General features: G+C 70.7%; 16 protein-coding genes. 4 read left to right on the top strand and 12 right to left on the bottom strand.

The genetic code is table 11. The annotated features are described in order from the left end of the window. Positions 1–21 precede the first annotated feature (21 nt). The 7 genes from DJ74_RS08425 to DJ74_RS08455 all read right to left on the bottom strand — a co-directional run bounded on the left by DJ74_RS08425 (position 22) and on the right by DJ74_RS08455 (position 3,934). Positions 22–303: a hypothetical protein gene (locus tag DJ74_RS08425; protein ID WP_094524271.1), complete on the bottom strand. Its 282-nt coding sequence runs from the start codon at positions 301–303 to the stop codon at positions 22–24. A gap of 55 nt (positions 304–358) precedes the next feature. Further along, the gene (locus DJ74_RS08430) at positions 359–634 is read right to left on the bottom strand and encodes a winged helix-turn-helix domain-containing protein (protein WP_094524272.1); all 276 of its coding nucleotides are present in this window, start codon (positions 632–634) and stop codon (positions 359–361) included. Between the two features lie 104 nt (positions 635–738). Next, positions 739–1,239: a fasciclin domain-containing protein gene (locus DJ74_RS08435; protein WP_094526957.1), complete on the bottom strand. Its 501-nt coding sequence runs from the start codon at positions 1,237–1,239 to the stop codon at positions 739–741. A gap of 171 nt (positions 1,240–1,410) precedes the next feature. Further along, positions 1,411–2,217 (bottom strand): prephenate dehydratase, encoded by an 807-nt coding sequence (gene pheA / locus DJ74_RS08440; protein ID WP_094524274.1) that lies wholly within the window; start codon positions 2,215–2,217, stop codon positions 1,411–1,413. Positions 2,218–2,311: 94 nt separating this feature from the next. Beyond that, entirely contained in the window at positions 2,312–2,887 is a 576-nt protein-coding gene (locus DJ74_RS08445) for a copper resistance protein CopD (RefSeq protein WP_094526958.1), read from the bottom strand. Between the two features lie 158 nt (positions 2,888–3,045). After that, positions 3,046–3,390 (bottom strand): hypothetical protein, encoded by a 345-nt coding sequence (locus DJ74_RS08450; protein ID WP_241881439.1) that lies wholly within the window; start codon positions 3,388–3,390, stop codon positions 3,046–3,048. Between the two features lie 16 nt (positions 3,391–3,406). Beyond that, complete coding sequence (locus DJ74_RS08455) at positions 3,407–3,934, bottom strand: hypothetical protein (RefSeq protein ID WP_094526959.1); 528 nt, start codon at positions 3,932–3,934, stop codon at positions 3,407–3,409. A gap of 139 nt (positions 3,935–4,073) precedes the next feature. Here DJ74_RS08455 and DJ74_RS08460 point away from each other — a divergent pair, with 139 nt between their 5' ends. The 4 genes from DJ74_RS08460 to DJ74_RS08475 all read left to right on the top strand — a co-directional run bounded on the left by DJ74_RS08460 (position 4,074) and on the right by DJ74_RS08475 (position 10,396). Then, positions 4,074–4,943: a CbiX/SirB N-terminal domain-containing protein gene (locus tag DJ74_RS08460; protein WP_094524276.1), complete on the top strand. Its 870-nt coding sequence runs from the start codon at positions 4,074–4,076 to the stop codon at positions 4,941–4,943. A gap of 2 nt (positions 4,944–4,945) precedes the next feature. Then, the gene (locus DJ74_RS08465) at positions 4,946–6,139 is read left to right on the top strand and encodes a DR2241 family protein (protein WP_094526960.1); all 1,194 of its coding nucleotides are present in this window, start codon (positions 4,946–4,948) and stop codon (positions 6,137–6,139) included. 91 nt (positions 6,140–6,230) lie between these two features. Next, a complete protein-coding gene (locus DJ74_RS08470) occupies positions 6,231–8,825 on the top strand; it encodes a DNA topoisomerase (protein ID WP_094526961.1) in 2,595 nt (864 codons plus the stop codon). 68 nt (positions 8,826–8,893) lie between these two features. Then, positions 8,894–10,396, top strand: a complete 1,503-nt coding sequence (locus tag DJ74_RS08475) for an ATP-binding protein (protein WP_094526962.1) — start codon at positions 8,894–8,896, stop codon at positions 10,394–10,396. 28 nt (positions 10,397–10,424) lie between these two features. Here DJ74_RS08475 and DJ74_RS08480 read toward each other — a convergent pair whose 3' ends face one another. The 5 genes from DJ74_RS08480 to DJ74_RS08500 form a co-directional block, all read right to left on the bottom strand. Then, the gene (locus DJ74_RS08480) at positions 10,425–10,835 is read right to left on the bottom strand and encodes a DUF192 domain-containing protein (protein WP_394338307.1); all 411 of its coding nucleotides are present in this window, start codon (positions 10,833–10,835) and stop codon (positions 10,425–10,427) included. 98 nt (positions 10,836–10,933) lie between these two features. Then, entirely contained in the window at positions 10,934–11,188 is a 255-nt protein-coding gene (locus DJ74_RS08485) for a glutathione S-transferase N-terminal domain-containing protein (RefSeq protein ID WP_094524281.1), read from the bottom strand. Between the two features lie 74 nt (positions 11,189–11,262). Beyond that, entirely contained in the window at positions 11,263–12,642 is a 1,380-nt protein-coding gene (locus DJ74_RS08490) for an NCS2 family permease (protein WP_094526964.1), read from the bottom strand. A gap of 225 nt (positions 12,643–12,867) precedes the next feature. Then, complete coding sequence (locus DJ74_RS08495; protein ID WP_094524283.1) at positions 12,868–13,581, bottom strand: phosphoribosyltransferase family protein; 714 nt, start codon at positions 13,579–13,581, stop codon at positions 12,868–12,870. 150 nt (positions 13,582–13,731) lie between these two features. Next, positions 13,732–14,190 (bottom strand): hypothetical protein, encoded by a 459-nt coding sequence (locus DJ74_RS08500; RefSeq protein WP_094526965.1) that lies wholly within the window; start codon positions 14,188–14,190, stop codon positions 13,732–13,734. Between the last annotated feature and the right edge of the window lie 51 nt (positions 14,191–14,241).

Consider the following 14,241-nt stretch of genomic DNA (forward strand, 5'->3'; position numbering starts at 1 on the left):
GCGGAGCGGGCGCCGCCGACGTCAGTCCCAAGTCACGTAGACGAGGAACGCGATCCCGACGAACTCGAGGATCTGGAGGTACATCATCGCCCGGACCGCCGGCGCCGACATCTGCGGCGGGTTGAGGTAGTAGAACAGCGCCAGCACGTTCTCGGCCAGGAGGAAGAGCGCGAACACCGCCGACCCGAGCGTGTGCTTCGAGCGGATCTCGAGGTAGTTGCGTCCCCAGATGCCGATGAGGACGAGCAACAGCAGTACGTTGACCGCGGCGGCGACTCGCGCCACGTCGAGCACCAGGGTCATTCCGCGTCCCCTCCGATTCCTCCGTCGATCGCTTCGTTCCAGATTCGAGTCATACTCACTCCACCTGATCGATGATGTCCTCGACGGTCTCCCAGTGGTTCCGGGTGCGTTCCGTCGGCAGATACACGGCGCCGTAGTCCTGTTCGGTGCTCTCGACCACGTCGTTCTCCTCCAGCACTCCGAGGTGGTGCCTGACGGTCTTGTATGCGAGGTCGAGGTCCTCGGCGAGCTGGTTGGCGTTCCGCGGTCGTTCGTCGAGCGCCCGGAGCAATCGCGCGCGGTTGGGCCCCCCCCGCGTTCCTGCCAGCACCTGCCAGAGCACCGGCTCCATCGAACATACTCATCGGAAGTCGGATATATAAACACACGGATAGCCGTACGAGGTGACGGAAGGGCACGTGACGCCGGCGGGGACCATCGAGCCTCGCGGCCGCGCTACGGCAGCAGCACTCCGTCGATCACGTGGACGAAGCCGTTCGACGCCTCGATGTTCGTGGCGACGATATCGGCCTGATCGCCGTTGAGGTCGGTGCCGTCGACGTCGACTTTCGCGCCGTTCAGGGTCGGCACTTCGTCCGCGTTGACGATCGAGTTCGCCTTCCGACGGCCGGGCACGACGTGGTAGGTGAGGATGTTGGCTAGCGTCTCGTCGTCGACCTCAGCAAGACTGTCGGCGCCAAGGCTCTCGAGGGCGTCATCGAACGCCGCGTCGGTCGGAGCGAACACGGTCAACTGGCGGTTTCCTCTCAGCGCGCCGGCGAGACCCGCCTCCTTGACCGCGGCGACGAGGACGTCGAAGCCGTCGGCGTCGTCGGCCACGTCGACGATCGTCTTGCCCTCGCTCGGCGGGCTGGCCGCGGCCGCGCCGACGCCGCCGAGCAGTGCCGCTGTTCCCGCGCCGACGCCCCTGAGTACCGTCCGTCTGTTAGCGTTCATGGGATATACCCGTCAGAGAGATCGTTTTAGTATGCAATCAACTATTTGGTGAAAGTAACCGCAATCCCACATCAAAGAGACCCAAATCTCCGTCAGTGTTGCCGGTTTCGATCGGGCGTCGGACCGAGAGCGCCGGGCGCGGAACGGGCTTCGCGATCGGACGCTGAGCCGCTACTCCAGCACGTGTTCGGTGTCGTACGAGCCCAGCACGCGCACCCACCCGTTGTCGGCGATGGCCTCGACGTCCTCGACGGCGGCCGCCATGTGGTCCTCGTAGAGCCCGGCGTCGACGTCGAAGTGGAACAGGTAGTCGCCGAGGCGCTCACCGCTCGGGCGCGACTCGATCCGAGAGAGGTTGAGGTTGCGGTCGGCGAACGCCTCCAAAAGCTCCAGCAGGAGCCCCGGGTAGTTCGCGTTCGGATAGACGATCAGGGTCGTCTTTCCGCCCGCGTCGGAGCGGGCGGACGCGGGCGCGACGACGAGGAACCGGGTCGCGTTGGAGGTGCGGTCTTGGATGTCCTCCGCGAGGATTTCGAGGTCGTCGCCGGCGTTGTCCGGGTGGCCGATCCCGGCGATGCGGGCGTCCTCGCGGGCGCGCTCGACCCCGCGGGCGGTGGAGGCGACCGCTTCGAGCCCGGCGTCCGGATAGTGCTCTTCCAGCCAGTTGCGGCACTGCGCGAGCGCCTGGGAGTGGCTGGCGACGACCCCGAACTCGGGCTCCTGCGCGAGGAGCGCGTGTCGGATCGGGGTGACGACCTCGCGGGTGACCGCGACGTCGTAGTCGGCCAGCGCGTCGAGGCTCTCCGTGACGGACCCCTCGATGCTGTTCTCGATGGGGACGACTCCGCGCTCGAACTCGCCGGAGGCGACGGCGTCGACGATGGCGGTGACCGACTCCCGGAACGACACCTCGGCGGCGACGGCCCGCGCCGCACGGTGTGAGTACGTGCCGGCGGGACCGAGCGTGACGGCGTTCATCGCCCGTACCTATCAGAGCGCGTTAGAAAAGCATGCGGGTCGCGCGAACGCTGTCGCACGGCGGTCGGCTGGGCGTTCCGGGCCGGGGCCGGACTCACGTCGGCAGCCCGCCCGCGAGGAGCGCGGCGTCGACGAGCAGGAGCACGGCGAGGCCGGCGCTCGCGAGCAGGTACGGGTGACCGACCGCGGCGAGGCGCTCCGCGTCGGGGCCGGGAGCGCCGTCGGCCGCGCCGGTCTCGTGGGTCAAGTCGACGTCTGTCGCGCTTCCTTCGCCGGGCAGCGCGTCGATCGGGAATCCCTCGGCCATGTACGCGCCCCAGCCGAGCGCCGGGTCGACCTCGCGGCGCATCCGGAGGACGCCCAGCTCGACGAGACCGTTCATGACTCCCCACAGCGAGAGCATCGCGAGGACGGCCCACCCCCGCCCGCTCGCCGTGAGGAGGCCGAGCGGCGTGTACAGGGCCCAGATCATGTACGCGCCAATGACGGGAAGGACGACGCCGGTCCAGCGCGTGACCATGAGGAGCCGGTGCGCGGCGTCGACGAACGCCGCCCGGCCGAGCGTCCCGTCGGCCGCACGCGGGAGGGTCGCGTAAACGACGTACAGCGTCGCGCCGGTCCACAGCGCGCCGGAGAGCACGTGGAAGACGAACGCGGTCGTGAGCAGCACGGGACCGCCTGCGGACGCGCGGAAAATAAAGCCGCGCCGGCGTTCCCGCGCCCCGGCGTCGCGGTCGTCGTCTGCCGCCCCGGCATCGCGGTCGTCGTCTGCCGCCCCGGCGTCGCCGACGCGGCCCGATCGGCTCCCGTCCGCCGCGGGTCGCCCGCTTACGGGAGTCGGAGCCGCCCGGCGTACCGGTGCCAGCCGTCGACCGTCCCGACGTACTCGTACGCGTCGGGGGGCTCGATCCCCCAGGCGCGGAGCCGGTCGTCGACGCCGTCCGCGTACGTCGCGAGGAACGACCCCCGGTCCCGGAGCGTCGGCGGCGTCCGCGTGTGCTCGGTCTCGAACCGGCAGCGCGCCGTCCGCCCGTCGTCGAGCGTCGTGATCCGGAGCCGGAGGTCCGAGCGGAGCCGCTCGCTGACCGGCGCGGGGTCGCCGCGGAGGTGTCCCTCGCCGAACGCGTCGAGGGCCGCGAGCGCCTCGTCCGGGACGTGGTTCACGGTCGACATCGCGGCCGCAGGCACCTCACTCGTTCGGCACCGCCGAGAGCGCCGCCTCGACCACCCGGACCGCGGTCGCGCCGTCGCGCCGTCCCACGACGACGGCGAGCGCGCCCCCGGCGACCCCCGCGGCCGCGACGTCGACGTCGACGGCGTCGAGGCGGCGGACGGCGGTCGCGAGCGCTCGGGCGTCGACGTCCCCGGTCGCGAGGATGGCCGTGTCGCGCCCCTCGGGGACGACCGCCGCACCGCCGGCACTGAGGAGGGGATCGGTGCCGGCGTCGGTGTCTCGCTCCCCCTCGACCACTCCGACCCCGCTCCGCATCGACACGCTCGCCGAGCGCTCGGCGGTCGCGTACGCCGGGAGGTCCTCCCGGAATCGGCGGAGCGCGGTCGCGATCGCGTCGGTGTCGGCGTCGCCGTCGCCGCCGAGGTCGGCCTCGTCGGCGAGCCACGCGGCGGCGGCGCTGTGGTTCAACACGCCGGCGCGGAGCGCGTCGAGGACGAACGGGCGGGCCCGGGCCGCTTCGCGGGTGTCGGCTGCCAGCGACATGGTCGGGAGTGCGGCGCGGGCCGGCATGGCGATTTCGGTCGGGCTCGGGGAGCGCCCCTCGGCTGAACGCGGCGCCGTCGCGTTCCCGTTGCGCCGCACGTGCCGAAGTCCCTAAGAGCGGCGCGCCCTCAGCGTGTGTATGCAGTCGCTCGTCATCGTCGCACACGGCTCGCACCTCAATCCGGAGTCGAGCGCGCCGACGTACGACCACGCGGACACCATCCGCGCCACCGGCGCGTTCGACGAGGTGAAGACCGGCTTCTGGAAGGAGGAACCGCACTTCCGGGAGGTGCTCCGCACCGTCGAAGGCGACGAGATCTACGTCGTCCCGCTGTTCGTCTCGGAGGGGTACTTCACCGAGCAGGTGATCCCGCGCGAGCTCCGGCTCGACGGCTGGGACGTCGCCGAGTGGGACTCGGACGGCCTCTCGGCCGACCAGGCCACGCTCGTCGCCGAGGACATCGACCGGGAGGTCCACTACTGCGGCCCGGTGGGGACGCACCGCGCGATGACCGACGTGATCGTCCGGCGCGCGGAGTCGGTCACCGGTGACCCCGACGTGGGCGACGACTTCGGGCTCGCCGTCGTCGGTCACGGCACCGAGCGCAACGAGAACTCGGCGAAGGCGATCGAGTACCACGCCGACCGGATCGCCGAGCGCGACCGCTTCGACGAGGTGCGCGCGCTGTACATGGACGAGGACCCCGAGGTCGACGACCTCCCCGAGTTCTTCGAGAGCGACGACGTCGTCCTCGTCCCGCTGTTCATCGCCGACGGCTACCACACCCAGGAGGACATCCCGGAGGACGTCGGGCTCTGCGAGGACTACACGGAGGGGTACGACGTGCCGACCGAGGTGGACGGCACCCGGATCTGGTACGCCGGCGCCGTCGGCACCGAGCCCCTGATGGCCGACGTCGTCTTGGAGCGCGCGGCCGACGCGGGCGCCGACCTCGGTGCCGCGCTCGACGACGTGCGCGAGACCACCCGCGTCGCCACGGGGGACTGACGATGTCCGAACCCGCCGAGGAGTCGGCGGACTCCGGGGCCGCTCCCGAGCCCCCCGACATCGACCTCCCGAGCGACGCCTTCGACGCGGTGCTCGACGCGCTCAGCGACCACACCCCGGGCGACCCGCTCCGGTTCGAGGGGTTCAGCGTCGCGCCCGACCTGCGCGGCGACATCGACGAGGACCGGTACGTCCTCGCCGACGGCGACCGCCGCACCGGGCTGACGGAGGGCGAACTCCACGAGGCGCTCGCCGAGCGCGCCCCCGCGGTCACGGACTGGTACGCCTTCGAGCGCGTCGTCGGCGAGTTCGGCCCCCGTCGAGCGTTCCTGCGCTGGCTGGAGGACGCCGACGGCGCGACGGTGGCGACCCGGTACGCCGCGCTCGCGGAGGGGGTCGAGCGCGCGTGGGGGGAGCTGCGGATTACGGCCACTCTCACCGACCGCGGCGAGCGCCGGTACGACGTGCGCCACGCCGACGACGCCGGCGTCTCGGTCGACGAGCTCGACGCCCACGAGGACCCGCTCGACGCCCGCGACCTCGTCAGGTACGACGAGCAGGGGCGCTACCGTCCCCTCAAGACCGCGCCGTCGCTCGCGGGCGGGTGGGTCTTCCCCGAGCTCGGTCCGCGAGACGCCTACGAGGCGGTCGAGACGATCTACCCCGCGACGGTCGCCAACTGGCACCGCGAGCGCGAGGGCGAGCTCGACGTGAACCACTGGCGCGAGACGATGGCGCGGCAGTCCGGCATCTACGGCGTCGTGAAGACGTGGGACCGCGGCGAGGGGTACGAGCACGTCAACTGGGTCGCGGAGGCGTGCTGCGACGACTCGCAGTGCCTGAAGCGCCGGGAGTGGGAGTACGACGACGAGACCGACCTCGACGTCGACGGCGGCGACGGTGCCTTCCCCTGCCGCGAGCCCTGCTCGGTCGTCGTCTCGGCCGCGCGTAAGTGGACGCGGCTGGAGAGCGAGCAGCCCCGGACCTACGAGTTCGAGCTGACGCCGAGCGAGAAGGAGCAGGTCGAAGACATCATCGACGCGGTCGCCGACGGCCGGATCGACGAGATCCGGGAGGCCGATACGAAGGAGGGCGCGAACCGCTACCGGACGCGCTTCCTCCGCGCCAAGCTGTTCGACGGGGACGGGAACCTCGCCGGCGTGCCGACCGAGCCGGACGAGAACGACGAGGAGTAGAACGCCCGGTCATCGCGCGCAGTCGCGCGTGCGGGCGATCTTAGGCTGTATCACGAAACCTTTAGACGGGAGAGCGGCGTATCCCGGTGCAATGAGTCGCGGCCCCGAGCTGATAATTACGGAGAAGGACAACGCGGCGCGCCGCATCGCCGACATCCTGAGCGGCGAGTCCGCGACGACGGAGCGGAAGAACGACGTCAACGTGTACAAGTGGGGCGGCAAGCGCTGTATCGGCCTCTCGGGCCACGTCGTCGGGGTCGACTTCCCGGCCGAGTACAACGACTGGCGCGACGTCGAGCCGGTCGAGCTCATCGACGCGCCGGTCACCAAGGAGCCGACTCAAGAGGGGATCGTCGCCGCGCTCCGTACGCTGGCGCGGAACGCCTCTCGTGTCGTCATCGCGACCGACTACGACCGAGAGGGCGAGCTGATAGGAAAGGAGGCGTACGAGCTGGTGCGCGAGGTCAACGAGGACGCCCCCATCGATCGGGTCCGATTCTCCTCGATCACCGACAACGAGGTCACCGAGGCGTTCGCGAACCCCGACGAGCTCGACTTCGACCTCGCCGCCGCCGGCGAGGCCCGCCAGGTGATCGACCTCACGTGGGGCGCGGCGCTCACCCGCTTCCTCTCGCTGTCCGCCCGCCAGCTCGGCGACGACTTCATCTCGGTCGGCCGGGTGCAGGGGCCGACTCTCAAGCTCATCGTCGACCGCGAGCGCGAGATTCAGGCGTTCGATCCCGAGTCGTACTGGGAGCTGTACGGGAAGCTGACGAAGTCCGGCGGCGACCCGTTCGAGGCGCGCTACTTCTACCTGAACGACGAGGGCAACGAGGCCCAGCGCGTCTGGGACGGCGACGTCGCGGAGGTGCTTACCGAGGCCCTGGCGGCGGCCGACGAGGCCGTCGTCGACGACGTGCGCCGCCGGACTCGGACCGACGAGCCGCCAACCCCGTTCAACACCACGGCGTTCATCCGGGCGGCGGGCTCGCTCGGCCACTCCGCCCAGCGCGCCATGTCGCTCGCGGAGGACCTGTACACCGCCGGCTACGTCACCTACCCGCGGACGGACAACACGGTGTACCCCGAGGATCTGGAGCCCCGCGAGCTGATCGAGGAGCTCTCGGCCGCCTCGACGTTCGGGAAAGACGCGAAGTCCCTCCTCGACCAGGAGGAGATCGAGCCCACCGAGGGAGACGAGGAGACGACCGACCACCCGCCGATCCACCCGACCGGCGAGCTCCCGTCGGCGTCGGACCTCTCGGAGGACGAGTGGGAGGTGTACGAGCTTATCGTCCGCCGCTTCCTCGCGACCTGCGCCGAGCCCGCGACGTGGGAGCGGCTCCGCGTCGTCGCGCTCGCGAACGGCGAGGCGACCGCGGTCGCCGAGGGCGCTGACGGACGGGCCGCCCTCCGGAACCCGGCGGACGCCGACGGTCCCGCCGACCTCGCCGCCGACGGCGGGCTCCGGCTCAAGGCGAACGGGAAGCGCCTGCTGGAAGCGGGGTACCACGAGGTCTACCCGTACCGCTCCAGCGACGAGCGAATCGTCCCCGACGTCGAGGTCGGCGAGAGGCTCGCGCTCGACGGCCGCCGCACGGACGCGAAGGAGACCCAGCCGCCCCGCCGGTACGGCCAGTCGCGGCTCATCGAGGAGATGGAGAAGCGCGGCGTCGGCACGAAGGCGACCCGCCACCGCACCCTCGAGAAGCTGTACGACCGCAACTACATCGAGAGCGACCCGCCGCGGCCGACCCGGCTCGCGGAGGCGGTCGTCGAGGCGGCCGAGGAGTTCGCGGAGCACATCGTCAGCGAGGAGATGACCGCCCAACTGGAGCGGGACATGCAGGCGATCGCGGCCGGCGAGAAGGGGTACGACGAGGTGACCGAGGCGTCCCGCGAGCTGCTCGACCGCGTGTTCGACGACCTCACCGAGTCCCGCGACGCGGTCGGCGACCACCTGCAGAAGTCGCTGAAGGCGGACAAGACGCTCGGCCCCTGTCCCGAGTGCGGCGCGGACCTCCTCGTCCGGAAGTCCCGACAGGGCTCGTACTTCGTGGGCTGTGACGGCTACCCCGACTGCGAGCACACCCTCCCGCTCCCCTCCACCGGGAAGCCGCTCATCCTCGACGAGACCTGCGAGGCGCACGACCTCCGGCACGTGAAGATGCTCGCGGGCCGGAAGACGTTCGTCCACGGGTGCCCGCAGTGTAAGGCCGACGAGGCCGACGATCAAGAGGACGAGGTGATCGGTGCGTGTCCGGAGTGCGGTGAGACGCACGGGGGAGAGTTGGCCATCAAACGCCTCCGCTCCGGCTCCCGGCTCGTCGGCTGCACGCGCTACCCCGACTGCGACTACTCGCTGCCGCTCCCCCGCCGCGGCGAGATCGAGGTCACCGACGAGCGCTGCGAGGAACACGACCTCCCGCACCTCCGGGTCCACTCCGGCGACGAGCCGTGGGAGCTCGGCTGTCCGATCTGTAACTACCGCGAGTTCACCGCCCGCCAGGAGGGCTCGGAGCTCCAGACGGTCGAGGGGATCGGCGAGAAGACGGCCGAGAAGCTGCAGAACGTCGGCGTCGACGGCGTCGACGATCTCAAATCCGCCGACCCGGACGATCTCGCCGCCGACGTCGACGGCGTCGGCGCCGACACCGTTCGGGACTGGCAGGCGAAGGCGGACTGACGCTCCCGGCGTCTCCGACTTTCCGACCCACAGACACATAAGCGCGGGACGCGTCAGTCGCGCTACGTATGGGTCGCGACAGCGACGCTGACGGGGACGCGGACGGCGGCCTCTCGGCCGGCGAGAGAGACCGCGCCGCCGATGAGGGGTCGCTGAGCGCGCCCGGCGGCGAGGCGGTCCCGCGCGTCCTCCGCTCGTTCGTCGACGCGATTCCGACGCCGGCGCTCGCGTGCGATCCGGGGAGCCTCGCGATCCGCGCGGCGAACCCGCCGGCGGCCGATCTGCTCGACCGCGACCGCGGCACGCTGACGCTGATGGGGCTCGACGACCTCGGCGAAGCGGCGGCGACCGTCGCCGGCGACCCGATCGGCGCGGCCGTCCGCGCCCCGCCCGACGGCGACGGCGTCACCCGCTTCGAGTGGACCGTCGCGAGCGCGCCGATGCGGCGCCTCGAACTGGCCGTCCGCGCCGCCACGGTCGCCGACCGCGAGTGGTTGATCGTCGGTCTGACCGACGTCACCGACCGGGTCACCGCCGAGGAACGCCTCCGGTCGCAGCTCCGAGTCACCGACGCGGTCGCCGCGACGGTTCCGGTCGCCCTGTTCCAGTGCACCGAGCGCGGCACCCTCTCGCGGTGGAACGACCGGCTCGCCGCGGACGCCGGCTACGAGGACGAGCGGCTCTCCGGGACCGCGTTGACGTCGCTGTTCGACGACGAGAGCCACGACGCCGTCGCCGCTGCGCTCCAGTCCGTCTACCGCGAGGCCGAGAACGCCGAGTGCGAGGCGACGCTCGTCACCCGTTCGGGCGAGCGCGTCCCGTACCGGCTCTCGCTCGGCCCGGTCACCGACGGCGACGAGGTCGTCGGCGCGGTCGGGGTCGGCGAGGACGTCACCGAGGCGTCCCTCCGAGAGGAGCGGCTCGCCGTGTTGACTCGGGTGCTCCGCCACAACTTCCGGAACGACCTCAACGTCGTCACGGGGTTCACGCAGCGGGCGATCGGCGAGGTCGAGGACCCGACGCTCGCCGCGGAGCTCGAGCGCGTCGTCGACACCGCGGAGCGGCTGCTGCGCGTCGGCGAGACCTCGCGGCGGGTCGAGCGGCTGCTCGCCGACCGGCCCACTCCCCGGCCGACGGACCTCGCGGACGAGGTCGAGGAGGCGCTGGTGACGGTTCCGTCGGAGCTCCGCGACCGCGCCGACATCGAGGTGGACGTCCCGGAGGGGATCACGGTGTCGGCGGTCGGCTACCTCGCCGAGGCGATCGCGGAGCTCGTCGACAACGCGATCCGACACGGCGACGCGGACCGCCCCTCGGTGACCGTTACTGCCGCCGAGCTCCCCAGCGAGTCGTGGACGTCGCTGGTCGTCGCCGACGACGGTCCGGGGATCCCGCCCGTCGAGCGCGCGGTGCTCACCGGCGAGGAGACGCCGCTGGAGCACGCCAGCGGGCTCGGACTCTGGTACGTGAACTGGATCGTCAGCGCCGGCGGCGGGGGCTTCGACATCGGCGAGAGCAAGGCCGGCGGCACGCGGATCGAGATGGAGCTCCGCACGGTCGACGGGGAGTGAGTCGGACGCGCCCGAGCCGTCGCTCCGGTCACTCGACGAGCCGGACCTCGTCGCCGACGGCGACGTCGGCGGCGGCGCCCGCGGGGAGCTCGGCGACCGTGTCGGCCCGCCCCCGGCCCAGTCCGACGAACGGGGCGAGCCGCTTCCGCTTTCGCACCTCGCCGTCGACGAGCCACAGCGCGTCGATCGCGAACGGGACGAACAGCATGTGGAGCCACTGCGCGTCGGCCTCCTCGAAGGGGAAGACGAGCGCGTAGCCGTCGGGGACGGCGCGCCTGAACATCAGTCCGCGGCCCTGTTCGAGCGTCGACCGGGCGACGTCGACGTCGTCGGCGAGGACGGTCGACTTCCGGTCGTCGGCGTCGGGCCCCGCGTCGCCGTCGGGCCCCGCGTCGCCGTCGGACTCCGCGTTGCGGTGGACGAGTCGCACGCTCCGCACGTGGCGACCGTCGGATAAATAGCCTCGCGATCGCGACCGCGAACCGCCGGCGCGACCGTCGATCGCCGCCGCTGACGGTCAGGAACTGCTCCGTCGGATCAGCTCGCGCTTCCGTACGTCTCCTCGAGGTACTCGACGATGTCGTCGCTCTCGGACATGCCCTCGATCCCGTTCGCCTCGTCGACGAGGACGGGCACGCCGGTCTGCCCGCTCAGCTCCTCGACCTCCGTGCGCTCGGAGTGCGAGCGCGGCACCATCACCGACTCGTACTCCACGTCCAGCTCGGCGAGCTTCGTCTTCACCTTCGCGCAGTAGGGACATCCCTCCAGTTCGTAGAGCGTCAGATTTGCCATCACCATCGGTAGGGCGTAGACGCGTAAAGAAGTACGGTGGGCGGTGCGCGCCGCGCGCACGGGCGGCGGTCGGGCTACAGGATGACGCCGCGCGTCTGCAGGACGTAGTAGACGACGAGCAGCGCCGCGATGACGTACTGGCCGAGCGCGACCTCGTCGTACTCGCCGACGGCGACCTTGATAAGCGGGTAGGCGACGATACCGGCGGCCAGCCCGTCGGCGATCGAGTAGGCGAACGGCATCACGGTGACCGTGAGCCCCGCGGAGACGGCCCACGCCGGGTCCGACCAGTCCACCTCGACGAGCCCCTGCAGCATCATCACGCCGACGACGATGAGCGCGATGAAGGAGGCGTACTCCGGGATGGCGGCGACGACGGGGATCACCGCGAGCGACCCGAGGAACAGCAGCGCGACGACGAGGGCCGTCAGTCCGGTGCGACCGCCCTCCTCGACGCCGGTCGACGACTCGATGTACGTCGTCACCGTGGAGGTGCCGAGCACCGCGCCGGCGGTCGTCCCCACCGCGTCGGCCATCAGCGGCTTGTCCATGTCGGGGAGGTCGCCGTCTTCGTCGAGGAAGTCGCCGAACTGCGAGACGCCGATGAGCGTCCCGGCGGTGTCGAAGAAGTCGACGAAGAAGAACGTGAACACGACGAGACCGAACGTGAGCGGGTCGACCCCGGAGAGCCCGTCGACGAACGCCCCCGCGAGCGGCGAGATGTCGTACTGTGCGCTCGGGAGCGTCTCCGGCGTGATCGTGCCGCGGTCGAAGAACCCGGCGAGCGTGAGCCCCCAGCCGACGACGGAGGTCGTCAGGATGCCGATCACGATCGAGCCCGTGACGCCGCGCGCCCAGAGGCCGAAGGTGAACACGAGCCCGAGGATCCCGAGGATAGCCCACGGGTTGCCGAAGATGCCGCCGAGCGTGACGAGCGTCGCGTCGTCGGGGACGACGATCTGGAGTTCCTGGAAGCCGATGAACAGGAGGAAGAGGCCGATACCGGCGCCGACCGAGCGCTTCACCGGCTCGGGGAACAGCCGGATGACGTACTCGCGCGCGCCGACCGCGGTGAGCAGCATGAAGAGGATCCCTTCGACGAACACCGCGGCGAGGGCCGTCTGCCACGGGATACCCAAGCCGAGCACGACGGTGAACGCGAAGAAGGCGTTGAGTCCCAGCCCCGGCGCGAGCCCGAACGGACGGTTGGCGTACAGCGCCATCACCAGCGTCGCGAGCGCGGACGAGAGGATCGTCGCGATGGCGATCATCTGGACCACCTCGAAGAACTCGTAGCCGGGGATCTGGATCGCCTCGGCGAGGATGAACGGGTTCACGACGATGATGTACGACATCGCGAGGAAGGTGGTGAGCCCCGCGACCAGCTCCGTACGGACGTCGGAGTCGTGCGCCTCCACGTCGAACCGCGCAGCCAGCGTATCTGTAAGCCCCATTGAACGGATGTGTCTACTTTCGTATCGGATGATAAGCCTTGCTGAACGAGCGCGGAGAATACACATACACGTGTATTAATACGCCGCTTTAGGCGTCAATAATCTAAAGAAAATGCGCGAACGTGTTTACTCCCCTTCTCTGAGCGCGACCGCCGACCCGCGCGAGCGACTCCCCGCGGGTCGCGAACGCGCCGACCGGCGCGTCACCCGACGGCCGCCGGCGGGTTACTCGAACGTCGTCAGCGCGCCGACCGGCGCGTCCGTGATCGCTCGCGCGCGCTCCATCCCCTCGTCGCCGACGGCGATGAGGGTGAAGACGCCGGTGACGTCGGCGTCGGCCTGGAGGGCGATGTCGAGGAGGAGCTCCTGGGTCTCTCCCGACCGGATCAGGTCGTCGACGACGAGCACGGTGTCGCCGGCGTCGACCGCGCTCGCGGGGAGGTAGTATGTGAGCTCGATGCCGGAGGCGAGCCGCTGGCGCGACTCGATGAACTCCTCGACGGCGGTCTCCTTCGACTTCTTGGCGTACGCGAGGCGGGCGTCGAAGAAGGAGGCCATCGCCGCGCCGAGGGTGATCCCGTCGGTGGCGGCGGTGAGGACGACGTCCGGCGACTCGAACGCGAACGTCTCCGCGGCGACGGGCGCGACCAGGTCGAGGAACGACTGGTCGAAGACGACGCCGGAGTTGTCGACGTACCCCTCGTCGTCGAACTCGACGCGGGCGATCAGCTCGTCGGCGAGCGCGTCGCGGCCCACCGCCTCGACGACCTCGCTCGCTCGGTCGGCGCCGGGCAACACGTGGCCGTTCACGTACCGGTTCAGGTCGCCGGAGGGGAGCCCGGTCACCTCGGAGAGCTCCTCGTACGTTCGCGTCTCCTTCAACATCCGCAACACGGCGACCGCCTGCAGCTGGAGGGCCGCCTTCTCTGCTCGGTTCATGCAGATGATCGTGATCGCACAAGTATGAATACGTCGAAGTGTTCTCCGGAGGAGATACACATGTGTGTGCGTGACATGGGGTCGGCTCACGGATCCGTCGCCGGGAAGTCTCGGCTCACGGATCCGCCGTCGCATCGAGAGAGTCTCGGCTCAGGCGTCGGCCGTCGCGTCGAAGAAGACGGCCGGATCGCTCACGTCGATCTCGACCACGTCCCGGTCGTCGAGGGGGCGGAGCCGGACCGTGAGCGCGCCGGCCGCGTCGGCGCCCGCCCTGAGCGACTCCAGCTCGTCGGCGCCGAGGTACGTCGGCACGCAGACGGCGACCTCGGCGTCGCCGTCCTCCGCGACGACGAGGCGGTACTCGACGCCCCCGGCCGCGGCGGCGTACACCCGAACCGAGTCGACGTCGGTGTCGCCCACGACCGCGCTCGTCTCCTCGAACTCCGAGCCGGGGAGCAGCACGTCGATCCGCGCCGCGTCCGCGACCGGGTTCACGTCGCCGGGGTGGGCGGCGACCGCCGTCCAGCCCCGGTCGCGGTACTCCGTCGCCGTCGCGTCGCTGTCGGCGACCACGTCTCCCCAGCGCTCGCCCGGATCCGTCCGTCGCATGTCCTCGTGGACCCGCCGGGATCGTAAATAGTTGTCCAGTCGCCGTGACAG

Origin of the sequence: Halorubrum sp. Ea8 (assembly GCF_002252925.1) — an archaeon.
Classification (GTDB): domain Archaea; phylum Halobacteriota; class Halobacteria; order Halobacteriales; family Haloferacaceae; genus Halorubrum.

Excerpts from the sequence above, each read along its gene's own strand:
- DJ74_RS08430 (WP_094524272.1), bottom strand. The coding sequence starts at position 634 with ATGGAGCCGGTGCTCTGGCAGGTGCTGGCAGGAACGCGGGGGGGGCCC.
- DJ74_RS08450 (WP_241881439.1), bottom strand. The coding sequence starts at position 3,390 with ATGTCGACCGTGAACCACGTCCCGGACGAGGCGCTCGCGGCCCTCGAC.
- DJ74_RS08500 (WP_094526965.1), bottom strand. The coding sequence starts at position 14,190 with ATGCGACGGACGGATCCGGGCGAGCGCTGGGGAGACGTGGTCGCCGAC.
- DJ74_RS08460 (WP_094524276.1), top strand. The coding sequence starts at position 4,074 with ATGCAGTCGCTCGTCATCGTCGCACACGGCTCGCACCTCAATCCGGAG.
- DJ74_RS08485 (WP_094524281.1), bottom strand. The coding sequence starts at position 11,188 with ATGGCAAATCTGACGCTCTACGAACTGGAGGGATGTCCCTACTGCGCG.
- DJ74_RS08435 (WP_094526957.1), bottom strand. The coding sequence starts at position 1,239 with ATGAACGCTAACAGACGGACGGTACTCAGGGGCGTCGGCGCGGGAACA.
- DJ74_RS08495 (WP_094524283.1), bottom strand. The coding sequence starts at position 13,581 with ATGAACCGAGCAGAGAAGGCGGCCCTCCAGCTGCAGGCGGTCGCCGTG.
- DJ74_RS08465 (WP_094526960.1), top strand. The coding sequence starts at position 4,946 with ATGTCCGAACCCGCCGAGGAGTCGGCGGACTCCGGGGCCGCTCCCGAG.
- DJ74_RS08425 (WP_094524271.1), bottom strand. The coding sequence starts at position 303 with ATGACCCTGGTGCTCGACGTGGCGCGAGTCGCCGCCGCGGTCAACGTA.
- DJ74_RS08490 (WP_094526964.1), bottom strand. The coding sequence starts at position 12,642 with ATGGGGCTTACAGATACGCTGGCTGCGCGGTTCGACGTGGAGGCGCAC.
- pheA (WP_094524274.1), bottom strand. The coding sequence starts at position 2,217 with ATGAACGCCGTCACGCTCGGTCCCGCCGGCACGTACTCACACCGTGCG.
- DJ74_RS08475 (WP_094526962.1), top strand. The coding sequence starts at position 8,894 with ATGGGTCGCGACAGCGACGCTGACGGGGACGCGGACGGCGGCCTCTCG.
- DJ74_RS08470 (WP_094526961.1), top strand. The coding sequence starts at position 6,231 with ATGAGTCGCGGCCCCGAGCTGATAATTACGGAGAAGGACAACGCGGCG.
- DJ74_RS08455 (WP_094526959.1), bottom strand. The coding sequence starts at position 3,934 with ATGTCGCTGGCAGCCGACACCCGCGAAGCGGCCCGGGCCCGCCCGTTC.